This window comes from Bradyrhizobium ottawaense, assembly GCF_900099825.1.
GTDB lineage: Bacteria > Pseudomonadota > Alphaproteobacteria > Rhizobiales > Xanthobacteraceae > Bradyrhizobium > Bradyrhizobium ottawaense_A.
This window is the reverse complement of record NZ_LT629693.1, coordinates 2,408,890-2,433,254: the sequence shown is the minus strand read 5'-3', so window position 1 is coordinate 2,433,254 and position 24,365 is coordinate 2,408,890. Positions and strand designations below refer to the sequence as shown.

At 60.6% G+C, this 24,365-nt stretch carries 27 protein-coding genes; 13 read left to right on the top strand and 14 right to left on the bottom strand.

What is annotated here, in order from left to right; genetic code table 11:
• The first annotated feature begins 73 nt into the window (after nucleotides 1–73).
• The gene (locus tag BLR13_RS11265; RefSeq protein ID WP_074824362.1) at nucleotides 74–835 is read left to right on the top strand and encodes an enoyl-CoA hydratase-related protein; all 762 of its coding nucleotides are present in this window, start codon (nucleotides 74–76) and stop codon (nucleotides 833–835) included.
• A gap of 270 nt (nucleotides 836–1,105) precedes the next feature.
• On the top strand, nucleotides 1,106–1,339 hold the full coding sequence (locus BLR13_RS40085; RefSeq protein ID WP_143039749.1) for a hypothetical protein: 234 nt from the start codon (nucleotides 1,106–1,108) through the stop codon (nucleotides 1,337–1,339).
• 54 nt (nucleotides 1,340–1,393) lie between these two features.
• Here BLR13_RS40085 and BLR13_RS11260 read toward each other — a convergent pair whose 3' ends face one another.
• From BLR13_RS11260 to BLR13_RS11240, 5 genes are all read right to left on the bottom strand, one after another.
• Entirely contained in the window at nucleotides 1,394–2,233 is an 840-nt protein-coding gene (locus BLR13_RS11260; RefSeq protein WP_244525152.1) for a DUF2927 domain-containing protein, read from the bottom strand.
• Nucleotides 2,234–2,254: 21 nt separating this feature from the next.
• Nucleotides 2,255–2,731 carry an EF-hand domain-containing protein gene (locus BLR13_RS11255; RefSeq protein ID WP_143039750.1) on the bottom strand — a complete coding sequence of 159 codons (477 nt, stop codon included), beginning with the start codon at nucleotides 2,729–2,731 and terminating at the stop codon, nucleotides 2,255–2,257.
• Nucleotides 2,732–3,250: 519 nt separating this feature from the next.
• Nucleotides 3,251–3,991 (bottom strand): 3-oxoacyl-ACP reductase family protein, encoded by a 741-nt coding sequence (locus BLR13_RS11250; RefSeq protein ID WP_074824374.1) that lies wholly within the window; start codon nucleotides 3,989–3,991, stop codon nucleotides 3,251–3,253.
• A 69-nt stretch (nucleotides 3,992–4,060) separates the two neighbouring features.
• On the bottom strand, nucleotides 4,061–4,597 hold the full coding sequence (locus BLR13_RS11245) for a TetR/AcrR family transcriptional regulator (protein ID WP_197679544.1): 537 nt from the start codon (nucleotides 4,595–4,597) through the stop codon (nucleotides 4,061–4,063).
• Between the two features lie 230 nt (nucleotides 4,598–4,827).
• The gene (locus BLR13_RS11240; RefSeq protein WP_074824383.1) at nucleotides 4,828–5,250 is read right to left on the bottom strand and encodes a nuclear transport factor 2 family protein; all 423 of its coding nucleotides are present in this window, start codon (nucleotides 5,248–5,250) and stop codon (nucleotides 4,828–4,830) included.
• Between the two features lie 606 nt (nucleotides 5,251–5,856).
• On the opposite strand from BLR13_RS11240, the gene BLR13_RS42230 reads away from it, so the two are divergent.
• The gene (locus tag BLR13_RS42230; RefSeq protein ID WP_283806914.1) at nucleotides 5,857–5,991 is read left to right on the top strand and encodes a hypothetical protein; all 135 of its coding nucleotides are present in this window, start codon (nucleotides 5,857–5,859) and stop codon (nucleotides 5,989–5,991) included.
• A 236-nt stretch (nucleotides 5,992–6,227) separates the two neighbouring features.
• Here the strand turns inward: BLR13_RS42230 and BLR13_RS11235 are convergent, their stop codons facing one another.
• Nucleotides 6,228–6,707: a MarR family winged helix-turn-helix transcriptional regulator gene (locus tag BLR13_RS11235; RefSeq protein WP_244525151.1), complete on the bottom strand. Its 480-nt coding sequence runs from the start codon at nucleotides 6,705–6,707 to the stop codon at nucleotides 6,228–6,230.
• Between the two features lie 229 nt (nucleotides 6,708–6,936).
• On the opposite strand from BLR13_RS11235, the gene BLR13_RS11230 reads away from it, so the two are divergent.
• The 3 genes from BLR13_RS11230 (at nucleotide 6,937) to BLR13_RS11220 (ending at nucleotide 9,302) form a co-directional block, all read left to right on the top strand.
• On the top strand, nucleotides 6,937–7,728 hold the full coding sequence (locus BLR13_RS11230; protein ID WP_074824386.1) for an SDR family NAD(P)-dependent oxidoreductase: 792 nt from the start codon (nucleotides 6,937–6,939) through the stop codon (nucleotides 7,726–7,728).
• Between the two features lie 146 nt (nucleotides 7,729–7,874).
• Nucleotides 7,875–8,402 carry a DUF4440 domain-containing protein gene (locus tag BLR13_RS11225; RefSeq protein ID WP_244525150.1) on the top strand — a complete coding sequence of 176 codons (528 nt, stop codon included), beginning with the start codon at nucleotides 7,875–7,877 and terminating at the stop codon, nucleotides 8,400–8,402.
• 162 nt (nucleotides 8,403–8,564) lie between these two features.
• The gene (locus BLR13_RS11220; protein WP_244525149.1) at nucleotides 8,565–9,302 is read left to right on the top strand and encodes an alpha/beta fold hydrolase; all 738 of its coding nucleotides are present in this window, start codon (nucleotides 8,565–8,567) and stop codon (nucleotides 9,300–9,302) included.
• Nucleotides 9,303–9,736: 434 nt separating this feature from the next.
• Here the strand turns inward: BLR13_RS11220 and BLR13_RS11215 are convergent, their stop codons facing one another.
• The 3 genes from BLR13_RS11215 to BLR13_RS11205 all read right to left on the bottom strand — a co-directional run bounded on the left by BLR13_RS11215 (nucleotide 9,737) and on the right by BLR13_RS11205 (nucleotide 12,783).
• Nucleotides 9,737–10,954 (bottom strand): IS91 family transposase, encoded by a 1,218-nt coding sequence (locus BLR13_RS11215; RefSeq protein ID WP_074814607.1) that lies wholly within the window; start codon nucleotides 10,952–10,954, stop codon nucleotides 9,737–9,739.
• Nucleotides 10,955–10,964: 10 nt separating this feature from the next.
• Nucleotides 10,965–11,843: a tyrosine-type recombinase/integrase gene (locus BLR13_RS11210; RefSeq protein WP_074821448.1), complete on the bottom strand. Its 879-nt coding sequence runs from the start codon at nucleotides 11,841–11,843 to the stop codon at nucleotides 10,965–10,967.
• A 286-nt stretch (nucleotides 11,844–12,129) separates the two neighbouring features.
• Nucleotides 12,130–12,783, bottom strand: coding sequence for a TetR/AcrR family transcriptional regulator C-terminal domain-containing protein (locus BLR13_RS11205; RefSeq protein ID WP_244525148.1), 654 nt, complete (start codon nucleotides 12,781–12,783; stop codon nucleotides 12,130–12,132).
• Nucleotides 12,784–12,843: 60 nt separating this feature from the next.
• Here BLR13_RS11205 and BLR13_RS11200 point away from each other — a divergent pair, with 60 nt between their 5' ends.
• The 6 genes from BLR13_RS11200 (at nucleotide 12,844) to BLR13_RS42580 (ending at nucleotide 18,011) form a co-directional block, all read left to right on the top strand.
• Complete coding sequence (locus BLR13_RS11200; protein WP_091977460.1) at nucleotides 12,844–14,325, top strand: FAD-dependent oxidoreductase; 1,482 nt, start codon at nucleotides 12,844–12,846, stop codon at nucleotides 14,323–14,325.
• A gap of 148 nt (nucleotides 14,326–14,473) precedes the next feature.
• Complete coding sequence (locus tag BLR13_RS11195) at nucleotides 14,474–15,271, top strand: alpha/beta fold hydrolase (protein ID WP_074824394.1); 798 nt, start codon at nucleotides 14,474–14,476, stop codon at nucleotides 15,269–15,271.
• Between the two features lie 237 nt (nucleotides 15,272–15,508).
• Complete coding sequence (locus tag BLR13_RS11190) at nucleotides 15,509–15,976, top strand: YybH family protein (RefSeq protein WP_074824396.1); 468 nt, start codon at nucleotides 15,509–15,511, stop codon at nucleotides 15,974–15,976.
• Nucleotides 15,977–16,143: 167 nt separating this feature from the next.
• A complete protein-coding gene (locus BLR13_RS11185) occupies nucleotides 16,144–16,710 on the top strand; it encodes a TetR/AcrR family transcriptional regulator (protein WP_074824399.1) in 567 nt (188 codons plus the stop codon).
• A gap of 49 nt (nucleotides 16,711–16,759) precedes the next feature.
• Nucleotides 16,760–17,728, top strand: a complete 969-nt coding sequence (locus tag BLR13_RS11180) for a quinone oxidoreductase family protein (protein WP_074824403.1) — start codon at nucleotides 16,760–16,762, stop codon at nucleotides 17,726–17,728.
• Between the two features lie 70 nt (nucleotides 17,729–17,798).
• Nucleotides 17,799–18,011 (top strand): DUF3237 family protein, encoded by a 213-nt coding sequence (locus BLR13_RS42580; RefSeq protein ID WP_074824406.1) that lies wholly within the window; start codon nucleotides 17,799–17,801, stop codon nucleotides 18,009–18,011.
• Between the two features lie 79 nt (nucleotides 18,012–18,090).
• Here the strand turns inward: BLR13_RS42580 and BLR13_RS11170 are convergent, their stop codons facing one another.
• The 5 genes from BLR13_RS11170 to BLR13_RS11150 all read right to left on the bottom strand — a co-directional run bounded on the left by BLR13_RS11170 (nucleotide 18,091) and on the right by BLR13_RS11150 (nucleotide 23,129).
• On the bottom strand, nucleotides 18,091–18,426 hold the full coding sequence (locus tag BLR13_RS11170; RefSeq protein WP_074824410.1) for an antibiotic biosynthesis monooxygenase family protein: 336 nt from the start codon (nucleotides 18,424–18,426) through the stop codon (nucleotides 18,091–18,093).
• 166 nt (nucleotides 18,427–18,592) lie between these two features.
• Nucleotides 18,593–19,042, bottom strand: a complete 450-nt coding sequence (locus BLR13_RS11165; protein ID WP_074824414.1) for a carboxymuconolactone decarboxylase family protein — start codon at nucleotides 19,040–19,042, stop codon at nucleotides 18,593–18,595.
• Between the two features lie 47 nt (nucleotides 19,043–19,089).
• A complete protein-coding gene (locus BLR13_RS11160) occupies nucleotides 19,090–19,839 on the bottom strand; it encodes an SDR family NAD(P)-dependent oxidoreductase (protein WP_074824417.1) in 750 nt (249 codons plus the stop codon).
• A gap of 66 nt (nucleotides 19,840–19,905) precedes the next feature.
• Nucleotides 19,906–21,315, bottom strand: coding sequence for an aldehyde dehydrogenase family protein (locus BLR13_RS11155; protein ID WP_074824419.1), 1,410 nt, complete (start codon nucleotides 21,313–21,315; stop codon nucleotides 19,906–19,908).
• A gap of 125 nt (nucleotides 21,316–21,440) precedes the next feature.
• Nucleotides 21,441–23,129: a GMC family oxidoreductase gene (locus BLR13_RS11150; RefSeq protein ID WP_244525147.1), complete on the bottom strand. Its 1,689-nt coding sequence runs from the start codon at nucleotides 23,127–23,129 to the stop codon at nucleotides 21,441–21,443.
• A 129-nt stretch (nucleotides 23,130–23,258) separates the two neighbouring features.
• Here BLR13_RS11150 and BLR13_RS11145 point away from each other — a divergent pair, with 129 nt between their 5' ends.
• Nucleotides 23,259–24,308 (top strand): GlxA family transcriptional regulator, encoded by a 1,050-nt coding sequence (locus BLR13_RS11145; RefSeq protein ID WP_197679543.1) that lies wholly within the window; start codon nucleotides 23,259–23,261, stop codon nucleotides 24,306–24,308.
• Nucleotides 24,309–24,365: the final 57 nt, after the last annotated feature.

Genomic DNA, 24,365 nt, shown 5'->3' with positions numbered 1-24,365 from the left:
CGTTGTCCTGGCAAGCCCCAGCTGTCGGAGGCGGAGTGGCATTTGCGGGCGGCCTCATATTCCGGAGAATACCATGAGTGAGCACATCATTGTCGAGGATGAGGACTCTACCCGCACGATAACGATGCGTCGTCCGGAAAAGAAGAACACGCTCACCCAAGAGATGTATCTTGCGATGAGCGATGCGATCGACGGCGCCCAATCCAATCCCACAATCCGTTGCCTCATCCTGACCGGCCGCTCGGGGGTATTCACGGCAGGAAATGACATCAGCGATTTTCTGCAGGCTGCGACCGAAAAACACGATGTGGCGCGGCCGAGGAATGCCGTGATCTTCCTGCAGTCGCTTGTCAACAACAGGAAGCCGATCATCGCCGCGGTCGATGGCATTGCGATTGGCATCGGCACCACCATGGTATTCCATTGCGATTACGTCGTCGCCAGCACGACAGCATCGTTCTCGTCGCCCTTTATCCAGTACGGTCTGGTTCCGGACGGAGCCACCAGCCTATTGGTGCCGCGAATGGTGGGCCATCAGCGCGCTTTCGCCATGCTGGTGATGGGCCGGCCGATGACCGCCGAAGACGCCCGCGAGGCGGGTCTCGTCAACATGATCGTTTCGCCCGGCCATGCCGTCGTCGAGGCCCGGAAAGTGGCGCGCGAGATATGCGCGCTGCCGGCGGACGCGGTCGCAATTTCCCGCCAACTGTTGAAACTGCCGACCGAGGATTTGGTCCGCCGGATCGGTCAGGAAGATCATTTCTTCGGCGAGCGGATGCGCTCACCGGAAGCCATCGCCGCGTTTCAGAACTTCTTCTTGCGCAAGAAGAGATGACCGCGGGCGCGGCGAAAGACGTGGCTGTCACCGCAATGCAGCATGCCGTGGCCCGTCACCCTTGATACGCTTTTGCCGTCTTATTCGGCGCCTCTCCGGTTTGCTGATCTTTCGTGCATCGCAAGTTTGATTCTTGCGCTCCCTGGAAAAGCGGATCAACTCTATCTTCAGGGACAACAAGACGGCGGACAGAGTCGTCGCCAGGAAACGTCGAAAGCGAAAACCAGAGCCTGTTCCGTTTGTGTTGTCTCAAACCAAATGGAGGCTGGAATGCATAAAGCAACCATCACGGTATCGCTCGCGGTACTTGCCGCAGCTCTGCTGGCATCCACCCGTGCCGAGGCGGGCGCTTCAGCCAGCGCGCCTTCGAAATACGGTCACCCCAGCCAGGTCGCTTCTGTTTCTCACATGCGGACCGTTCGCCAGGCGCGTAGCCCCGAAATCGGGATTACCGAATACTCCTCGTCCGCGAGGACCGCATCGCCCGGGCGCGCCTATCGTTAGTTCGCCCCGGTTCTGCGGGGGCTGGTCTGTGCATTCGTAGACCGCAGCAATGAATCAGTCGCCGCGGGCGCCAGATCTGCGGCCTGGTCCGCCGCGCCCGTCGGCCTGACGCGGGGAATTGGCGTCGGTCACCCATGTTCGCGCTGTCGCTAAAACGTCGGGCAGGAGTGCATTGACGTCGTCTCTGGTCATACCCGGTCGGATACGCGGGTCGTACAGGACGTTGAGGAGATACTGGTCGTAGACATCGAAGAAACCCATCTGGACGTCGTCATTGAACATGGTCCAGGGAACCGAGCGGTCGTCATTGATGGCGCCGAGTGCTTGCAGCATTTCCTCGTAGGCGCAGTCATAGAAGGTGAATTCGCCTGCATCGATCGGGAGGATCACCTCGGCCCGGCGGATCCGGTAGCGCTCGTCCTTGCCGATACCGGAAAGGCATTGCGGATTCAGGGATTGTTGAATTTGCGCAGCCTTGCCGATTCCGTAACGCGCGCGAATGGTCCGGTTGAAGTCGCGATCGGGGACAAGTGTGACGACGAAATTTGCGGACTGGCGGTTGTTCGTGACGGCCACGTCGAGGTGGTTCACGCGGGCCCGAATGTCCTGGACGATGGTTGATATCTCCCGACGGCGGTCGGGCAGTCCCTTGCTGACCACGAAGATTCGGACCGGTTCATCGAACTTGCGCACGCGTTCGGCCGGTGCGCCGAGCTGCAACTCTGCGTTCAAGGCGATTTTGAAAAAGCCGTCCTTGATCTCGTCATTGGTAAATTCGGTACGCTCGGAAGCCCGCCGACGGCTGATGTCCGGATTTTCTGCATTCGCGGGACCGCTACCGATTCCGGCAATTGTCATCGCGATCGCGGCGAGGGCGATTGCGATGCGGTTCACGGCAGCGGAGTTTTCCATTTTTCAGTGAAACCTGTCGCGCGGACGGTCCGCCGGGCCCTGTGGACCTTTCGGCGCATTCGCCGCTCTGATTTCATCGCCAGTGACGCGGCAGTCGCCGTTGCTGTCGAAGCGCAGGATGAACGCACTCGGCTTGTCGACAAACTCCTTGCGCGTGATCTTGCCATCCTGGTTTTCATCGAAATAACCGAAGTCTGCGTCTGCCAATGCTGCGTCAGCCTTCTGGACGGTGGCGAACTCGGACGGGTCAAGGTTTCCGTCGCGGTTTCGGTCTGCCGACGTGAAAAGCCGGTCAGCAAGGCTCTTCCATTCCTGGCAGGTGTAGACGCCGTCGCGATTGGCGTCCCAGGCCGGCGGGCCATTCTTGAGCATACCGTCCTGCTCCGGCCGCGGGGTGGATTGAGCGAGGGCGGGAGGGCCGCCCGTCAGAAGCAGTCCGACCACAACAGCAACCCCAGACACCATTTTTCGACGCGACAAGACCCGCTCCTGTTTCCGGGCCCGCAGGGAGGGTCCTTCAAAACGGATTGAGCTGGATCATTTGACGAGGGCGCCATAGGAAATCGATAGCAATTGGCGGTACTCTTAATAGCAACAAAATAGCCGCCCGGAGCGGGGCACGCTGCTTAATGCCTCTCGAAGTTCGAGCTCCGTACCTCCGTGGATGCTGGCATCTTGGTTGCGCGTCCTATTCCACACCATCAGGTGTCCCGCCGCGCGCAGCTTGCACACGACATCGTCGCCGAAACTACAACCGTAACATTGCTGGTCCGCAATTTGAACCTGCGAATCTGATCCGACCGGAATCTGGCGAGAAGCGCCGGACGCTTCATAAGTTCACGGAGGGCGGGCTCAAGCAGTTAGCGCAATGCGTGGTTATGGAGCGACCGCTCATGGCGCAAAGCGGCCGTCGGCGCTCGATCGCGCGTGTACTCAACGCAACTATTTCCCGTTCGAATTAGAACGTCGCGGAGATCGTTAGTCTCTAGACTTGGTACGTCATGCGACATAACCACCGTCTATCGTCTGGCTGGAGCCGGTAATGAATCCGGCCTCGGGGCTTGCGAGATAGGCCACGAGTCCCGCAATCTCTTCAGGCTTGCCCAAGCGTCCGAGGGGCACCAGTGGCTTCACCATCTCGGCGTAAGCAGCTGTCATGTCTGTTTCGGTGGGTCCGGGCTGGACGTTATTGACGGTAATCCCGCGCGGCGCGAGGTCGATAGCGATGCCCCGCACCAGCGAGGCAACAGCGCCCTTTGTCATCGAGTAAACGCTTGCTCCCGGGAATACAGTTCGAACAGCCGTATTGCTGCCGATTGTGATAATCCGTCCGCCTTCCCTGAGATGGGGGCACGATGCCTGGATCGCGACGAAGACGCCACGCACATTCGTCGCGATCATACGATCGAAGTCGGCAAGATCATACTTGTCCACCGTGCCGCGTATTAAGATCCCGGCATTGACCACCAGAATGTCCAGATGGCCAAAGCGTGCGATCGTCTGTGCCACCGCATCCACGACGGCTTTTGGATCGGCACTGTCGGCTTTGATCGCGATCACGGGCTGGCCATGCGCTACCGCCGCGCGGGCGGTTTCGGCCGCCTTCTCCGCCGAGTTGGCGTAGGTCAGCGCAACCGACGCGCCGTTCGCAGCAAGTCGCCTCACGATCGCCGCACCAATGCCCCGAGAGCCCCCAACAACAAGGGCGACCTTATCGATTAGCGTAGGTTCGTTATACATATGCTCTCTCCGTTATTGACTAATAAGTCCAAAATTGTCCAGGCCGATGCTCGCAGCACTGCCGCGAAACTACTGATTTCTCAAACTTGCGATCGCAAAGGCGGCCGTGTCGCGCAGAGATTGAAGAGAAGCTCCTGCCTTTGCTGCGACCTGGAGTCCGAACATCGTTGTTTCCACGAAGCGCGCGGCACGCTCGATATCGACATTCGCTCCGATCTCGTTTGCCGCTTGCGCGTGCCGTAGCCGCTCGGTCAGAGCCTTGTGCTGCGCGCCACCGCTCTTGGCGCGCAGTGCTGCCAGGTCGGTGTCGGTGTTTCCGAATTCGCAGATGGAGCCGACACACATGCAGCCCCTCTCGCGCGTGGATTTATCTGAAGCAATGATGCCGATAACAAGCGCTTCAACGCCGGCCAGCGGCGAAGCGGTCGATCGCAGTCGCCTGATGTTCTCGGCAACGCTCTCTCGCTGATATCGCTCAAGCGCTTCCAGATAAAGGCGGTGTTTGTCGCCAAACGTGTCGTACATGCTCTGCCGGCCGATATTCATTGCACGCAGCAGATCGTCCGTAGAAGTTGCAGCATAGCCCTTCCGCCAGAAAACGGACATCGCCCGTTGCACGGCTGCATCGCGGTCAAATTCCCTTGGCCTTGCCATGGCCGTGGTTAGCTAATTTGGACTGATCTGTCAATAACGGCGCATCCGGCAACGGAAGCATTCTTGTTGAATGGCTGGTGTTGGCGGCCATTGAGCTCTATTCAAAGCGGATCAGTTTGGCTCTCGTTCGCTGGAGCTACCCAAAACTGGCTCACGAAGGACCGGACCGAAAAGGCAATCCACTAGGTAAGTGAGGACATCGCCGCCAGCGAGTCCATGTAGTCGCGCCAACCTACAATCTTCCGATCTTCAATCGTGACAACCGAGATGAAGCGGTTTTCATAGAGCTTGCCGGAGCCGACCGCGTTGCCCTGAACTTCACACTCGAGGATGACGACGCCGGGAGTCTGGGAAATGTTCACCACGAGCGCGTCTGCGCCATGCAACGCCATACCCTCTCCGTAACCCGCATACAGAGCCATAAGGGCTTCACGGCCTACGACCTTTGTTGGGTAGCCCGGAAATCGATACCGAAACTCGAACACCGCATCGGGAGCGATCGTGTCGAAGTAGTGATCACCGTCGATAAGGCCTGCCAGGCCCTGCCTAACGATGTCAAAGAAAGGATCGAGCGCGGAAAACGCAGCATAGGCAGGGTCACGCATCTCTCTACTCCCGTGTTCGGAGCCCCGACCTTAACCGCACGTGCTGTCAGCTCCTGTCAGCATCCTCCACGGTGCAATTCTGGCCGAGGCACGCAGGTACCTGGGTCGGCAATCCATCTCCAGAGACATTCGGAACGTCTGCCAGCTGGCATGGGCGCAGCGACGACACATAGACCTCCGGTGGCGTCTCTGCGCGAGCATCAAGTGTCAGATTCTAACCACTAGCTCAAACTTCCTCATGATGGACTGGAACGGTCCGCCGGGATAGGCAGGAGACAGAAGGTGCAAGTCCTTCACGGAAGGAGTAGCGATCCACACCGGCCCCGAGTCATGCGCGGGTCGTCGCGAGGCGACGCGTGAAGCGTTGACAGGGGAACGCATAGGCCAGCCATTGAGCGGCGAAATTCCAATCATTCGGAGTGCCGATGCCCTCGTTCCGGCAGAAGGCAATATGGTCGGGCACGCGATCGCGAGTGCCCGATCGGCTCCGCGCCCTCTGAGACCCTGGCATGTGCGCACATCTTCTGCGCGGGAACCGGGATATCTCCGCATTGCCCTGGGCTGCCGAGCCTGGGGCCGCACGGGGAAGGCCGGAGGCCGAAGCCCGTGATGCACGATGCGGAGAAGTCGGACCTCGCCCAGAGTACCGAGGAAGTCGGCGAACAACGCGGCCTGTGCCGCGGCGGAGCCGATGGAGGGAAGGGGTGGGGCAAGGAGAAGCTGACGGCGCCCTCCGATTAGAAGTTCAATGAGCCGGCGCTGGTTTGCCGGCTCAACTGTCAACAAACTGATCAGGGTTATCACGGAGCTTGTCGTGGAATCCGCGAGAGGCGAACTACGACCGGATATCGATCCGGGCCTTTAGCCCGCTGATCAGCAGGTCGATTCCAGCTTCGAAGCGATCGTCGAGATCGTTGTCGAACATAAGCGGCCAGAAGCCGACATAGCGCTCCAAGATCGAGGCCTGTCGAAGCCGCCTAGAAGGCGTCCTCGAATCCTTTGGAGGTCAGGAGCTTCAACTCAGAGCGGAGCTTCGCTGCGCGCGCGGATCCGAACGCCTTTTCAAAGCGGCCTTGCGCCTTTCGCCACAGCTGCATGGCTTCCTTAAATTTCGCTACGCCTGCGCCCGTGAGAACCACTCGCTTGACCCGGCGGTCTTTTGCGTCGCCCCGAAGCAAGACAAGGCCATCCCGGATCAGCGGCCCCAGGGAATGGCGCATGGCGGATAAATCCATCAGCAGACTCTTGGCGAACTCCGCCATGGTCGGATTGCCGAGATCATAAATTTGCGTGAGCAAGCTGAACTGGGTTGCCTTCAGGCCGCTTGGTTCCAGCACGGCGTCGTAGAGCTTTCCCAGACGTCGGGCGGCTTTGCGAAGCGAAGCGTTGTTGCAGTAGCTCAGCATTTCCGCTCCTGCAGTGGTCTTGGGCGCGCGGGGCTTAATGTCGTTTTTCACGACCGATCTCCGTAGTCACAATATGACAATATGAATATAGCGCTCCGGGAACGGCGTGGAAGTAGTGGCATATGCCAGCAGCCCTCACCTGCGCCAGCGGTCCTCGCGGCGCGATCACGCCTTTTCACCTTTCGATGATGTCCCTGAAGCCGACTTGCATCAGTGGCATATACCACCAATAATAAGTGGCATATGCTACTATTACGAAATCAGCAATAGGAGACCTCAAGTGTCTGATGGAAAAGGAACGGCCGTGGTGACCGGAGCGACGGGCGGTGTGGGCGCGCTTTACGCCGCCGGGTTGGCCGAACGGGGATACGATCTTCTCCTCGCCGGCCGTCAACAGAAAACGCTCGATCCGGTTGCCAAGGCGGTCAAGCAAAAAGCAGATGTCAAAGTGGACACCCTGGTCGCCAACCTCGCCGAGGCGAAGGATCTGGCGCGCGTCGAGGCGCGGATCTCGAGCGATCCAGCGATCACCGCCCTCGTCAACAACGCTGGCGTCGCAAGCTTCGGCCCGTTCGCCACGCTGAGTTCTGCAGCGTTGGATGAGACGACCGCAGTCAATATTACCGCGTTGACTCGTCTGACCCACGCAGTGCTCCCCGGCTTCGTGGCGCGCGGCGCCGGTTCCATCATCAATATCGCATCCGTGCTGGCCTTCCATCCGTGGCCGGAGTTCGGCGTCTACAATGCTTCCAAAGCCTACGTCGTGAGCTTTTCGCAAGCCTTGCAAGGCGAGGTCGCAGGCAAAGGCGTCCTTGTGCAGGTGGTCATTCCGCCGGCGGTCGACACCGATTTCTGGAACAAGGCCGGACTGCCTGTCAGCAATCTTCCGGCCGGCGCGGTGATGAAGCCGCAACAGCTGGTGGATGCGGCGCTGAAGGGCCTGGATCGGGGCGAGTCCTGGGTTTTCCCCTCGCTGCCTGAACAGGCCGTCTGGGATGACCACCAGAAGACGCGCCAGGCGCTCGTCGGCAGCCTAATGAATGGCACGCTGGCGGCGCGATACGCCGCTTGACCGAAAGGTGGACCCCGCCTCCCGGCGGGACGTTTCAGCGAATGCCGCAGATTCCAGCCGCGCGGCGGCCGCTATCTGGATCAACCAGCACTGATGATGCTCAAACGCGCCGGCCGAAGCCGGCATTGAAGCGAAGCGAGGTTAACATGACCAATTACATCAATTCGGCAATCGCTGCGATACTGCGGCAGGTTGCACGCTCCATGCGCTATCCTTCGGTCAGGGCTGTACTCCTCCTTGTCGTCATGACGGTCGCATCGGGCGGACACGCATCCGCTGCCGCGAACGAAGCCGAGGCACGGGCTTTCTTTACAAAATTCGTGGCTGCGCAGAATGCGCATAACGCGGGCGATGTGAAATCCATGCTCTGGAAGTCGCCCAGCATGCTCTGGTTTTCGCGCGGCGTCGAAACCAGAGGACGCGATGCGGTCGCCGCTCGTTTCAGGGAATATTACGAAGGCACATGGCATCTCGAACCCGACATGTCACAATTTCACGTAGCCACGATTTCGGACGACGTCATGCAGATTCTTGTCCCCATCGTTTTCACGCGCGGCCTTCCAGGCAAACCACCCCAAGACAACACGTTTCTAATCAGCCAAACGTTCGTTCGCGATGCAAATGGCTGGTATATCGCTTCCATCCTGCCGATCGCAAACACCCAACTGAAATAGTCGTGAAGAGCCCCTCAAAACCGGCTGCAATCGCAGCGTCGCGTAACATTCGCCTGCCTGTAAGCGAATACGTTGATGAGCACGACGCTCACACGGAAATCTAACTTCGGAGTTTGATCGATGAGGATGTTATCACGAATAATCGCGACGGCAGCCGTTTGCATGCTCACAGGAATCCTCGGTGGAACGGGAGCGCGCGCGCAAACGGCTGCGCCTGTCAAGGCACGCAACATCGTGCTTGTCCACGGTGCGTGGGCGGATGGCTCGAGTTGGAGCGAGGTCATCGCACGCCTTCAGGCGGCCGGCATGCATGTCACGGCAGTCCAAAATCCCCTCACGTCGCTTGCCGAGGCCGTCGCTGAAACCCGGCGCGCGTTGGCGCTGCAGGATGGTCCAACCGTGCTGGTCGGACATTCCTGGAGCGGCACCCTCGTCAGCGAAGCGGGGATCGATCCGAACGTTACCGCGCTCGTCTATATCGCCGCGCGCGCACCCGACGCCGGGGAAGATTTCGTCGCCCTTTCCGGAAAGTTTCCCACCATGCCCGCGCGGGCCGGCGTTCAGGATCACGACGGTTACACCAAGCTCTCCGAGGATGCCTTCCTCAAATATTTCGCCAACGGTGTCGAGCACAGGAAGGCAGAAGTTCTTTATGCCGAACAACAACCCACCGCCGCCGCGCTTTTCGGCGAAAGGACGACGGTCGCTGCCTGGCACTCCAAACCCACCTTCTATGCGGTGTCGAAGAACGATCAGACGATATCGCCTGACCTAGAACGCTTCCTGGCGACACGCATGAAAGCGACTACCGTGGAGCTGGATGCTGGCCACCTTTCCCTCGTCTCTAACTCAAAGCAGGTCGCCGACTTGATTCTGGCCGCGGCTGGTCAGAAAAAATAGGGAAAGTTGGGCCGTCGTTTTGAACCTTCCAGATCGTTGGCAGGTCCAAATGCAGATCTCGAGGGATTGGCCGCTTCTGTGAAGGTTTGCGGATGGCGGCCCATGAAGGTGGCGCGGTGGTCACGGGGGCCGGCGTACGCAAACCTCCAGGGGAGGAAACCGCGGGAGGCGTGGCGAGGTGGTGCGTCAGGCGCTATGGGGATTTAGCTGCTGCCGGTCTTTTGCCGAGGTGGGTTGGGAGCTTTCTCGGCAGGCGATCGCGGGCGCTACGAAGCGGGTCGGCCGGTTGCAAGGAGCAGAATCGGAGTTGCGCGGCGGTGATGGAATGAGACGGCGACTATCGTGAGCAGCGCGACGGCGAGCATGGTCATTGCCGACCGATAGCCGGCGCAGCGGAACTGCAGCACTGGGATGTTGCATCGAACGTGATCTGATCATGATGTGTCGATTCTGATCGTGGCAGGGGCTGCGGCGGGACGGGTGCGCGGTGAGCATCCGCGCTGGAACCTCTCGATGATAATCATGCGACCGCCGCAGCACGGGCACGGCTGCGATAGCGGCTTGGGTTCCTCAGTCTCGGCGCGCCTTGTATCCGCGGCCTCGGGCTGTGCCGTTGATGGGTCGAGCAATCGGCGCGCTCGGACGATGTTACCGGCGCGCGTGCCGCTGGCGAGCAGGCCGTAGTGGCGGATGCGGTGGAAGCCGTGCGGCAGGACGTGGGTCAGGAATCTGCGGATGAACTCGGCGGTACCGAGTGTCATGACCTTCTGGCGATCACGACCTTCGGTGCGATAGTCCTTCCATCGGAAGGTGACGCCGTTGCGGTCGCAGGCAATCAATCTGCTGTTGGCGATGGCGACACGGTGGGTATAGCGCGACAGATAGGCCAAAACGGCCTGTGGCCCGCCGAACGGGCGCTTGGCATAGACCACCCATTCGACACGGCGCAATGGGGCGAGATACGCGACGAACGCCTGTGCGTCAGCGAGGGCGGCGTGGCCGCCGAAGAACTTCAGGTGGCCGGCTTTGTGGGCCGCGATCAGCTTCTCCAGGAACAGTCGGCGGAACAGGCGAGAGAGCACGCGCACCGGCAGGAAAAAGCCGGGCCGGCACGCCACCCAGCGCTCGCCGTCGAATGAGATTCCGCCGCCCGGCACGATCATGTGCACGTGCGGATGATGGGTCATGGCGGAGCCCCAGGTATGGAGGACCGAGGTGATGCCGACGCGGGCGCCGAGGTGCTTGGGGTCGGCTGCGATGGTGATCAGGGTCTCGGCGGATGCCTTGAACAGCAAATCATAAATGACAGCCTTGTTCTGGTAGGCGATGTCGGCGACGGCCGCCGGCAGTGTGAACACGACATGATAGTACGGCACCGGCAGCAGGTCGGTCTCGCGCGCCGCCAGCCAGTCCTTTGCTGCCGCGCCCTGGCACTTCGGGCAGTGCCGGTTGCGGCAACTATTGTACGAGATCTGGCTGTGCGCGCACTGCTCGCAGCGCGCGACATGGCCACCGAGGGCCGCCGTGCGGCAGTTCTCGATCGCCGACATCACCTTGAGTTGGCCGAGGCTGACATGGCCGGCATTGGCCCGGCGCCATGCCGGGCCGTGGCCGCGGAAGATATCCGCGACCTCCAGCGATGGACGCGACACGCGCCGCGCTTCAGGCGGGCGGTTCGGCGCCCTCCCTGAGCTTGGCTGTAATGCGATCGAACGGGCTCACGATCTCCCGGATGGTCTTGGTGGCGACACGCGTATAGAGCGCGGTGGTGTCGAGCTTGGCATGTCCCAACAAGACCTGGATCACCCTGATATCGGTGTTCTGCTCCAGAAGATGCGTCGCAAAGCTGTGTCGCAGGGTGTGCGGGGACACCTGCTTGCCGATCTCGGCCATCTGGGCCGCGGTATCGCAGGCGCGCCTGAGCTGGCGCGCTGACATCGGGTTGACCGGGTTCATTCCGGGAAACAGCCACCCCTGTGGACGTGCCGCGTTGTACCAGGCGCGCAACAGCTCGAGCAGATGCGGCGAAAGCATAACGTAGCGGTCTTTGTGGCCCTTGCCCTGTTCGATCCGGATCACCATGCGCTTGCTGTCGATGTCGGATACCTTCAGCGCGACCACCTCGGACACGCGCAATCCGGCTCCATAGGCTACACTCAATGCCGCCTTGTATTTGAGCTCCGGTGCCGCATCGAGAAAGCGGGCGACTTCTTCCGGGCTCAGGACCACCGGCAGCTTGCGGGGCACGTGGATAAACTGGGTGTGGTTCACGATGTCGGCGCGCCCGAGCGTGATCTTGAAAAAGAACCGCAGTGTCGAGACGCTTTGGTTGAGGGTCGGAACGCCGGCACCGCTCGTCGCCAGATGGAGCTGATAGCGGCGTACGTCTTCGAAGCTCGCCGTGTCGGGCGAGCGGCCGAGGAAGACGGCGAAGTGCTTGACCCTCTGCACGTAGTCATGTTGGGTCTTCGGCGCGAACTTGCGGATCGTCATGTCTTCGATCATGCGCTGCCGCAGCGGGCTTATGGCCTTATCGGTCATGAGGGATGCTCCTGTTTTGAGTGAAGGTTGCGAACCCCTCATCTCAAAACAGGACGCCCCGCCGCGCTATCGTGTTGGCTGTGCTGCCAGCCGCAGCGCCCTACCGCGCGAGCGGTTTAGTCCTCTGGCGCAAAGCGGCCGTCCGCGGGATCGGCGCGTTCACTAGGCTGCGGCGCAAACGCAATCGTGATAGCCGCACCGTGCACCGTCGGCATTCTGGTGCAAGAAGGCGCCCAGCTAAAATATGGGGTGCACAGCTATGGCCAGTCCGTCCGCGAGAACCGAGTTACGACCGCGTATCGATCCGGGTCTTTAGTCCGCGGATCAGCAGGTCGAGTCCCGCTTCGAAGCGATCGTCGAGATCGGTGTCGAACATACGGTTCAATGCCGCGTGGATGCTTGGGTACTTCATTGCGGCAAGGTTCGCGAACTCCGCTTGTCGGTTCGCGAGATCGAGCGGGCCGCCTGTGCGCGGATCCAGTCCCTGTTCCTCCATCGTGAAACCCAGCACGTAATAGACGAGACTGAAGGCTGCGTCGGATGAAAGCTTTGGCGAAGCGCCAGCTTCCTGCATTTGCGCCATCATGGCTTCGACGACTCGAAGCACGTTCTCGGTAGGAACATACGTACCGGCGAAGACACGAGCACCGTCCCGGTGGGCGAGAAACGCCCTCCGGATGGCACGGAAAATCGCCTTCAGCCGCACGTCCCAGGTCTTGCCCTTGAGATTCCGCGGCAGCGACACGGCGCCAAAAATGGCATCCGCCATGCCGTCCAGCAATGCCTGCTTGTTGGGAAAATGCCAATACAGCGAAGGCGCCTGAATCTTCAAGGCGGTGGCGAGTCGCCGCATCGTGAGGCCCTCCAGCCCAACCTCATCAAGCAAGGTCAGCGCCGCCCGTACGATCACCTCTTGTTGAATGCCCACACCGGCTGCCACCGCTTGATCTCCCTAACATCGTTAGATATCTTACATCGTAAGATACGTGGAGAGATGATCGTGAGCAATGAATTTGACGTCGTCGTCATTGGCGGCGGACCGGTGGGACTGTGGCTCGCCTGTGAGCTGGCGCTGGCAAAAGTGAAAGTCCTCGTGCTGGAACGGCGCACCGAACGCGTCACCCAATCCCGCGCCTTGACGCTCCACGGTCGAACCCTGGAGGTGTTCGCCCTGCGTGGGATCGCGGAGCGCTTCCTCTCACAAGGCCGTCCGAACCCTGGGTTCTTCTTCGGAGGGCTGGATACGCTGCTTGACTTCTCGACATTGGACTCGCGCTTTCCTTTCACGCTGTTCCTGCCGCAGGCGACGACCGAAAGGCTCATCGAGGAGCGTGCACTGGAGTTGGGCGTGGACATCAGGCGTGGCCACCTTGTGGAACAGGTTGAGCAGAATGCCGACAGCGTCATCATACGGGGCCGGAATGGCGAGACACCATTCGGCTTTGCCGCTCGCTACGCCGCTGGGGCCGATGGCGCTCGCAGTATCGTAAGGCAAGCCTTAGCCATCGATTTTGTCGGTCATCCGGCACGGCATACAATGACATTGGCAGACGTTGCGCTTGATGCGCCACCAGAGAGACCGGTCCTGACCCTCGTCAACGAGGCTGGTGGTTTGGTTCTCGCGCCACGTGGCGATGGCGTTCACCACAGAATTGGTGTCATTGATGCATCGTCACCCTATTCAGCACCCTCCGAGCCGGTATCGCTCGCCGAGGTCGCGGCTTGCGCGGCCCGCATTTTCGGCAGGGATCTCCGTCCGCGCGATCCTGTTTGGATATCGCGCTTCACAGATGAATCGCGCCTGGCCGAGTGCTATCGGAAAGAGCGGATTTTCCTGGCTGGCGATGCCGCTCACATCAATCCGCCGATGGGCGGTCAGGGCATGAACGTCGGCATCCAGGACGCCATGAATCTCGGCTGGAAACTGGCGAGTGTTATACACGGTACCGCGTCTGACGAGATACTCGATAGCTATCAGTCAGAACGTAGACCGATCGGCGAGGCGCTCCAAGATGACACGCTTGCGCAATTCGCGCTGTTCTCCGCATTTGATCCTCCGGCATTGGCTCTGCGGCGCATGCTCAGCGGCTTTCTTCGCGTGCCGGAGGTCAACCGCCAGCTCTCGGACCAGCTCTCCGGTTTTGGTGTCGCCTATCCAGAACCGCTGTTTAAGGCGGAGCACAATTGGGAACATCGGAAAGGTGTGAGCGGGCATCGTCTTTCCGACGGGGATCTTGTGTTGAGGGACGGCTCGCGCGCGACCCTCTACCCCTATCTCCAAGAAGGGCGCTGGGCCCTGTTGCAAGTCGCTGCGAAGAGCAACGCAACGCACGTCAGGGACGCAATCAACATCGTCAGCCTGGCACCCGGCGCCAACGACGGTCTGCTCGGCAAATTCGCTTCAATGCTTGTCCGTCCGGACGGCTACGTCGCCCACGTGCGCGCCGTAGACGGCGCAGGCAGCACCGAATTCGCCGCCTGATTGCCTGCGCGGGCAGGTGCTCAGGATGACGACGGTCACACCTCTGCCCGAGTGTCCTCACGACGCTTTGACTTGCCGTCAAGCACGTCATGTATCATCTCAGTCAGTCAGATGACGATCATCATTTAAAGATAGAAAGGGTAAATTTGTGGCAACAACAAGCGTAGTAAATGTCGATGATGCGCGCGTCGCATACCGATTGCACGGGCGCGGTCCTGCTGTCGTGCTCGTAAACGGTACCGCTGCGCTCGATGCGCATTGGGGCCCGGTAATCGGGGCGCTCAGCAAATATCGCACCGTGATCAGTTTGGACTACTCGGGCTCGGGAGACACGACGGATGACGGAAGTGCGCTTAGCCTGCAGAAACTTGCTCGCCAAGTAAGGGGAGTGGCCCGCGCGGCCGGTGCGGACCGGTTCGATCTGGTCGGCCATTCTCTCGGAGCGGCGATTGCAATTCAGCTTGCAGCCAGTTCGGCAGATCTGGTCCGGTCCCTCATTGTGGTTGCCGGGTTTTCGCGGGGCGCAGAGCCGCGGCTCAAGCTTCAATTCGAGCTCTGGCTTGACCTGCTCCGGACCAACCGCAACGCATTTCTGAGGCTGCTCCTGCTCTCCGGACTCACGCCGGCGTTTGTTTCGAACGTGGGCGCTTCGACGATCGAAGACATGATCAAAGGGTACATGCCTCTCGCCAATTGGGAGGGGATTGCACGTCAGGTCGAATTGGATCTGGCGGTTGATGTAAGCGAACAAGCCAGAAGCGTTACAAGCCCCACGCTCGTAATCGACTGTGCTCACGATCAGATCGTCACGCAGACACGTGAGCTGGCCGCGAGCATTTCCGGCTCAATGTACCAACGGATCAGTGCCGGGCACCTGGCCTACTTTGAGGGAGCCGATGAATTTCTCTCTTTGGCTACCGAGTTTCTGCGCCGGAACGATGCGTAAGTATTGAGGAGATGTTATGAAAGTTCAGGATTCATTTCGCTTCAATGCCTGTCCGTCCGGACGGCTACGTCGCCCACGTGCGCGCGCGTAGGTGACGCAGGCAGTACCGAGTCGCCTCCTTTTGATGATGCTCAAACGCGCGCCGGCCGAAGCCGGTACTGAAACGAAGCGAGGTTAACATGACAAACTACGTCAATTCGGTAATCGCTGCGACACGGCGGGCGGTTTGCACGCTCTATGCACATTCCTTCCAGCGCCGTACTTCTCCTTGTCATCATGACAGTCGCCTCCGGCGGGCCCGCATCGGCCGCTGAGGACGAAACCGAAGCGCGGACTTTCTTTACAAAATTTGTGGCTGCGCAGAATGCCCACAACGCGGACGATGTCAAAGCCATGCTCTGGAATTCGCCAAGCATGCTTTGGTTTTCGCGAGGTGTCGAAACCAGAGGACGTGATGCGGTCGCCGATCGCTTCAGGGAGTATTACGAAGGCACCTGGCATCTCGAACCCGACATGTCTCAATTTCGCGCGTCCGTGATCACGGACGACGTCATGCAGATTCTTGTACCCGTCGTTTTCACGCGCGGCCTTCCAGGCAAGCCACCCCAAGACAACACATTTCTAATCAGCCAAACGTTCGTTCGAGATGCAAATGGTTGGCATGTCGCTTCGATCCTGCCGATCGCGAACACCCAACTCAAATAGTCCGCGGGTGGCGCCTTCATGCGCGATCCGATGGCGCGGTCGGTACCGACGGCGCTGCAGCACCTTCGCGCCCGTGCCACGACACCCCGTATTTTGCTCGCTGAGGCGATCGCGCCGCACTCGATAAATTACTTGAACGTTCATTCCAGTATTGCTAAATAGGGCTTATGGCAAGACCACGGGAATTCGATACGGATGCGGCGGTCGACGGTGCTATCGCCGTGTTCCGTGAGCATGGGTTCGAGGGAACCTCGGCCCAGATGCTGGTCGATGCGATGCGGATCGGACGGCAGAGCCTCTACGCCGCCTTCGGCGACAAGTGGCAGCTCTATTGTTCGGCGGCGCGGCGCTACGGGATGGGCGAATGTGCTAAGCACTTCGACGCACTTCGAAGCGGCGCGCGTGCTATCGACGGGATATACGCGATGCTGAGGCGCGTCGTTAAGACGGCCGATCAGCCATGTCTTGGCGTGAGCTCAATCTATGAGTTCGGCGCCGCCCGTCCCGACCTCAAGGAGATCAATGCGCTGCTGGCAAGAAGCTTGCGCGGAGCCATCGCCGCACGCGTTCGCGATGCACAGCGGGAAGGTGATGTCGCCACGAGCCTTGACCCCAAAGCGATCGCCGAGTTTCTGATCGCGAACATCGCTGGCATTCGCGTCGCCGGGCGCGGCGGCGCCGACCGGGCGACTCTAACCGGCCTGGCCGACATGGCGTTGCGGGCACTGCGATAGTCTTTTTTGACCAATTACGGAACGATCGTTCAAAAAAGGAGCAAAGTCGATGAAAGCTATCGTGATGAACGGCACGGGCGGCCGCGAGATGCTGGAGTGTGTAGAGCGCCCCGACCCGGTGGCGGGACGTGGCGAAGCACTGGTTGAGATCACCCTCGCGGGCGTCAACTTCATGGACATCGGCGTGCGACAGGGCATTGCCTGGACCGAGGTTTCCAACCCCAAGATTCTGGGTGTCGAAGGTGTTGGCCGTGTACTGGCGGTGGGGGATTCCGTCGAGGGCATCGAACCGGGCCAGCGCGTCGCGTGGGTCTATGCACCCGGAAGCTATGCGCAGCGGATAGCAATCCCGGCCGCATCGCTCGTGCCGGTTCCCGACATGATCGATGACCGCACGGCGGCCTCTGTGATGATGCAGGGCCTGACCGCGAGCCACTTTGCAACCGACTTTTATCCGGTGCAGCCCGGCGACATCGCCTTGGTCCACGCGGCGGCGGGTGGCGTGGGACTGCTGCTGACACAGATCATCAAGCTGCGAGGCGGTCATGTTATCGGGCGCGTCTCGTTGGAGGAGAAGGTCGCCGCCGCCAAGGAGGCAGGTGCCAACCATGTGTTTGTCGATAGCGAGGGCCGGTTCGCCGAGGAGGTACTGCGTCTAACCCAGGGAGAAGGCGTGCATGTCGTCTATGACGGCTCCGGGCCGACGACCTTTCAGGGGTCGGTCGACGCGCTGCGCCGGTCGGGCACGTTCTGCTGGTACGGCCCCGTCCTCGGAGGACCGGGACCGCTCGACATCATGAGCCTGCCGAAAAGCATCAAGATCGGGTATGCGACCTTTTTCGATCACATCTACACGCCCGAACTGCTCCGCGCGCGTTCGGCGCGACTGTTCGACTGGATCGTCGACGGAAAGCTAAAGATCAGGATTGGCGGCGAATATTCGCTATCGGAAGCGGCGCGGGCCCATGCTCACATGGAAAGTCGCAAGACCACCGGTAAACTGCTGCTCGTCCCATGAGAGCTAGAGTTCTGGCCGGGTCGGGCGTGGCGGGTAGCGACTCTCTTCCTAAACGCGCTCAGCGTCGAGGATGCGAAGTTCCAAGAGGGCAATCGAGTTTGCTTTCAAGCAAGCCGCGGAATCAAATCAACCGACAGAATGGAGTGACCAGTACATGCGTCTGACGATACGTTTCGATGCAGGGGCGGAGCGTTATCAATGGCTGAGCACGTCGCTGTTTATTGCCAAAGGCCGCTTGCTTGGGACTGGCAGGATCGAGTATGCGGTCTACCGAATTACGTGAAGGAAACCGTAGAACGCGTTGAACCTTGTCGGTTGTCGTATGGCAGCTTCTGGCGCAAAGCGGACAAACCGTAGTCGCTTCAATTCGGCTCGCCGGCGGGTGTGAAGGTTCGCACGACCTCGTAGACGCCGGGTTCAAACTTGGCGATCTTGAGCGCTTCCTGAAGAAACGGAAGTGGGGCAGGATCCTGACGCATCGCCTGATAATCATCGATGCTCCGCCATTGTGCATACATCGTGACCTTCGTCCCGTCAGTACTGCGATGGAGGCTGGCAGAAACAAAGCCCGGCGCCCGACGCACTGAAACCTCCGTGGCTTCGGTTAGAAGTTCAACGAGCCGTTGCTGGTTTGCCGGTTCAACCGTGAATATGTTGATCAGGGTCATTACATCGCTATTCGCAGAAATCGTGGTCATAGTGTCGCTTCCTTCAGAGAGGGGTCGAGATAAGGCCGGAGCTACGCTGCTGGTGGGTGACCGGACAGCATATCGAGGCTTCCCGTCTTGTGGCCTGAGCTGAAGCTCCGTGCGAAACCAGCCTCGGTCGCCGGATGGGCGGCCCGTCGGCGTACTTCGTTCACATTCAAGTAGCTGCCTTGGGTGGGTTGCGGAATCCGATGGCCAGCCGGTTATAGGCATTCATCAGCCCGATCGCGATCGTCAGGTCGGCCAGTTCCTTTTCAGAGAACGCCGCCGACGCAGACTCGAATTCGCCATCCGGTATAGCGGTGTCGGCGACGCGCGTAACTGTTTCAGCCCAAGCCAGAGCCGCACGTTCGCGTGAGTCGAACAGGGAGCCTGCCTCGCGCCAGGCAGGGACGAGCACCAGCTTTTCGACGGCCAAGCCGCCCTTAAGCAGGTCGCGGGAATGCATGTCGATGCAATAGGCACAGCCGTTGATCTGCGAGACGCGCAGATAGACCTGATTGACGAGCTGAGCGGGCAAATTCGATTGCGCGATATAGGCGTAAACGCCACCAAGGGCCTTTACGCCGACCGGAGCAATGGTGGTGTAGTTCAAACGTTGGGTCATGGGACATTCCTCAAGGTCGGGTTGGATAACGCCAGGGTTTAGGTCGGCTAGGCGGTTGTGAAGCCGCCATCGACAGAGTGGGTCGTTCCGGTGGCATAGCCGGAGTCGTCGGACAGCAGGAACGCAACCATGCCGGCCACGTCCTCCGGCGTGCCGTGGCGACCCAACGGGACGGTCTCGGCGAACGTCTTGCTGGTTCCGGCGAACACCTCGTCAGCCAGCTTGGAGGTCATCCGGCCGGCGATCGGTCCAGGAGCGCAGGCGTTGACCCGGATGCCGCGAGCGCCTTGTTCGAGCGCGGCGGTCTTGCTCATGCCGATGATGGCGTGCTTCGAGGCAACATAGGCGACGATCCCGGCGCCGCCGACTACGCCGAGCGCGCTCGACATGTTGACCACCGATCCGCCGCCACGCATCCGCGGCAGCACATATTTCATACCGAGAAACACGCCGCGAACATTGACGGCCATGACGCGATCGAAGTCCTCTTCGGGGAACTCGACGATCGGACGCACCGGCGTCTGGACCCCTGCATTGTTGACGAAGCCGTCGACTTTTCCCCAGAGTTCGAAGGCTCGGGTAGCGTAGCCGAGCACTTGTTCAGAATCGCTCACGTCGGCGACGAAGGTATGGAGCGCGCCGGGGCCCGACACCTCCGTGATAAGGCGTGCCAGTCCGGCTTCGTTGGAGTCGACGGCCAGGACATTTGCGCCTTGCGCGATCAGGCGCTGGGTGATGGCGGTGCCAAGGTCACCTGTGGCACCAGTGACGATGATATTCTTGCCTGAGAAGAGCATGGGATTTTTCCTATCAAGGAAGCCAGCGGAAAGGCATCGGCCGTCGCGAAGACGGCCGGATGCGCATCAAGCCTGCTTGGCCATGTTGATGATCCTGGGCTGCGTATATTCCTCCAGGCCAGCGTGGCCGAGTTCGGTTCCGATGCCGGACTGTTTGTCGCCCCTGAAGGGAATGTCGGGCTGCAGGTTGAGATGCCTGTTGATCCAGACCGTGCCCGAATTGATTTGCGAGGCCACCGCGAAAGCCCGATCGGGGTCCTTCGACCAGACGCTACCCCCCAGCCCGAACTCCGTATCGTTCGCGCGCGCGATGGCGTCTTCGACCTTGGCATATCGCAGCACCGGCAGAATTGGGCCGAACTGTTCCTCCCTGACCAATCGCGTATCGTCGCCGATGTCGCGAACAATCGTTGGTTCGACGAAATAGCCCTTGCGCTTCAGAACATTGCCGCCCGCAACGATAACGCCGTCCTGTTTGGCATCCTCCAGGAAGCCCTTCACCCTCTCAAAATGTGCCTTGTTCTGCAGTGGCCCTATCTGGGCTTCCGGCTTGGCGCCGTCGTCCACGATGGCCTCGCGAGCCAGCCGCCCAAGTTCCTCGCAGAATTCCTCATATTGCGAATCATGAACGTAGAGGCGCTTGATCACGACGCAGCCTTGGCCCGAATTGAAGGTCGCGCCGGCGAACAGATCGGGCGCTATTTCCTTTGGATTGACATCGTCGAGCACAATGGCGGCGTCGTTGCCGCCGAGTTCCAGCGTGAGGCGCTTCAGCGTTCCGGCCGCGCTTTCCATGACTTTCCTGCCGGTCGCAGTCGAGCCCGTGAATGCGATTTTGGCGACGTCCGGATGCCTGGTGAGCGCGTCGCCAAGATCATTGGCGTCGACAATGATGTTGATCACGCCAGGCGGCAGAATATCAGCGCACAGCTCACCCAGTTTAAGCGCCGCCAGCGGTGTCGTCGCCGCCGGCTTGGCGACAACGGTGTTGCCTGCAAGCAGCGCCGGCGCGATCTTCGCGGCCAGAAGGATCATCGGCACGTTCCACGCCGATATCGCTCCGACCACGCCGAGCGGCATGGGTTGTTCGATGATCTTCTCGGACGCGTTCTCCTTCAGGATCCGGGGCGCCAGGTCGAGACCCGCATAATAGCGCATCGCGGCTACGACGGCCGCCATCTCGTGCACCGCCTGTGCGATCGGCTTGCCATTTTCCGCCGTCAGGATTTCCGCAAACTCGGCCTGACGCGCTTCAACCGCATCAGCCAGCCGGGCCAGCAGCGCGCCGCGGTCCCGCACCGGCGTCTCCGACCACCGCGGAAAGGCCGCTTTGGCCGCGGCGACGGCCTGTTCGAGTTGCGCGCGGTCTGCCCTCGGCGCCACGGCAACCACTTCCTCCGTCGCCGGATTGACCACGTTCAGCGCCATCGCGCCGGACACCAACTTCCCATCGATCAAAAGCCTGTAGTCGTTCATCTGTCTGTTCTCCAATTTGTGGCAAAGACCGCCAGGAATCATTCCAGGCGCGCCTGCCGTGACGTATTTCGTCCTTCCGTAAGAAGCTCGAAGCGCCGCCGCAGCGGCGGCGCTTCGCGCGGTGCTCAAGCCGTGAGGATATCGGCCATGCGCTCGCCGATGATCACGCAGGGCGCCTGGGTGTTGCCCGTGGTGATGCTCGGCATGATCGATCCGTCGGCGATACGGAGATTTTTCACCCCGTAGACCCTCAGTTCGGCGTTTACGACCGACAGATCGTCCCGCCCCATCTTGGCGGTGCCGGTCGGGTGATACATCGACATCGCCCCGTCCCGGATCAGGTTGTCGAGCGCCTCGCCGGCCAAGGGGCCGGGCAGGATCTCGCGCTTGACGAAGGGCTTCATCGCCTCGGAATTACCGAGGTCGCGGGCGATCGCCATGCCCCGGCGCAAAGCCGCGAGGTCGCGCGGATCGCTCAGCATGTTGGCGTGAATCTCGGGCGCCTGATGCGGATCAACCGATTTCAGCCGAAGAAAGCCGCGACTTTCCGGACGAACCAGCGCGGGGCTGATCGACCACACGTTCTCGACGGCATGGCGTCCCGTTACCTCGGACAAATAAGGAGCCTCGATGTGCCAAATGTGCAGGTCCGGTGTGTCGAGTTCCGGACGGCTCCTGGTGAAGAGATTGGCCTCGGCTGCATTGTTGCGGATGGTAATCGGTCCCGGCGCCTCCCAGAGCCCGCCACCGATGATCGGGTGATCCTGGAGATTTTGGCCAACGCCGGGCAGATGGGAAACGGTGGAGATACCGAAACGATCGAGTTCGGTGCGGTCGCCGATGCCCGACAGCATCAAGAGCTTCGGGGTCTGGATGGCGCCCGCCGACAGCACGACGTCGCTCGAGGACCTGATCGCACGGATCTTGCCCTGCCACTCGAATTCCACGCCGATGATGGTGGTCCCTTCCAGGGTGAGGCGATTGACATGAGCACCCGTCAGCACGGTCAAATTAGGCTGGTCCATTACCGGGTACAGGTAGCTCGCCGGAACGTTCAGCCTGCGACCATCGCGGATACGAACGTTGGTGATCGCCGCGCCGCCGGAACCTTCCTGCATCACGCCGTTCTGGTCCGCGAAGGTGGGGATGCCCAGGGACTCGGCGGCCTTGAGGAAGGCCGGCGCGATCGAACCAGGATTGGGGGCGGGCTGCACGAAGACGTCGCCGCCGCTACCGCGTCGTTCAGGATCGGGGGCGCCATGCCAGTCCTCGATCCCCCGATAGATGTCGAGGATATGCCGATAGTCCCAGGCGTCATCGCCGGCCTGCCTGGCCCAGAAATCAAAATCGTTCTTGTGACCGCGGGCCCAGACCATCCCGTTGATGCTGGTGCCACCGCCGAGGGCCTTGCCCATGGCCTGAACGATCGAGCGGCTGTTCACGCTTGGGCTGCGCTCCGCACCAAAATTCCAATCGAACTCGCCGCCCAGGTTGAAAAACCAAGTCTCGGTGATCAGGATGCCCGGCTTCAGATCATCGCCGCCGGCCTCGAGCAGCAGAACCTGCGCATCGCGGTTCTCTGCCAGGCGACGCGCGACAACTGAACCGGAAGCGCCTGATCCGATCACGATGTAATCGTAGCTTGATCGCAGGTTGGCGCGGCGAACTGCTTGGTTCGCAGCTATGGCCCTGAATTTCTCAGCGGCGTCACCGACTGCGGTGGTGGGGAAGCCTAGATCTGCGGCCTGACCGACGAACGCCGCGTGATCGATTTCGCCGGCGAGCAATTGCCCTTCCAGCAGCGCGAACTTCACGCCCTTAGATGCAGAAGAGGTATCAAACATAGTCTTTCTCCTGACGCTGGGGTCGCGGCTATCGCCCGGCCCGTGATTGACAAGCCAACGTTAGGCGTGTGATAACCTGTCCGAAATGACATATACTCCTTGATTTCAGCCATGATGACCAGCATCGATCCGCTCGCCCGCTGTGCGCTTTTCGTAGCCTTCGAAGGAATGGGGCTGCTCGACCTCACCGGTCCGCTCACGGTGTTCTGGTCAGCATCGAAGTTCATGGAGCAGCAGGGGCGGCACGGCTATGCCCGCCACACAGTGAGCCTCGACGGCGGACCGATCCTGACGGCCGAGGGGGTGACGATCGAGACGGCGCCGATATCACAGTTCGAAAGTGTAGAGATGGACACCATCGTGGTTCCAGGTGCGCTGAACATGGAGCCTACGCTTGCCGATGGTCGCTTGGTGCGTTGGCTGGAAGCCCATGCATCCAAAGCACGGCGAACTGCTTCGGTGTGTGGCGGAGCGTTCCTGTTGGCGGAAGCTGGTTTGCTTGACGGCCGTCGCGCCGTAACCCATTGGGCCTCATGCGAGCTGTTAGATCAGCGCTACGAGAGCCTGACCGTCGAACGCGACGCGATTTTCATTCAGGACGGTCCGATCTGGACGTCGGCGGGGGTCAGCGCTGGGATCGATCTCGCGCTGGCCCTTATCCAGGCGGATTGCGGTCGCGATATCGCCATGCAGGTCGCGCGGGAGTTGGTGATCTACATGAAGCGGCCGGGTGGTCAGTCGCAGTTCAGCGAGCTTCTGCAATCCCAGACTTTGACTTCCACCGCTTTCGAGAACCTTCATATCTGGATCTCGAACAATCTCAGCGACGAACGGCTGAATGTCGATCTGCTCGCCGAACGCGTGGGCATGAGTTCGAGAAACTTCGCTCGAAGCTATAAGGCAAAGACAGGCCGTACTCCGGCCAAAGCAGTCGAAGTGTTCCGGCTGGAGGCCGCCAGGCGCCTGCTGGAAGAAACCGAGCAAGGCGTCGACCGCATCGCCCGCAACTGCGGTTTTGGCGATGAAGAACGGATGCGCACCACGTTCCAACGCCACTTGGCGATATCGCCACGTGACTATCGGCGCCGGTTCTCAACTCGCTCGGTAACGGCTACCGCGAGTGCACAAGGAGGTTCGAGGCATGGTTGACCGTTGTCGCTGACATTACACGGCGATCGCCGGTAGGGGTATCCGGTACGCGGCTGG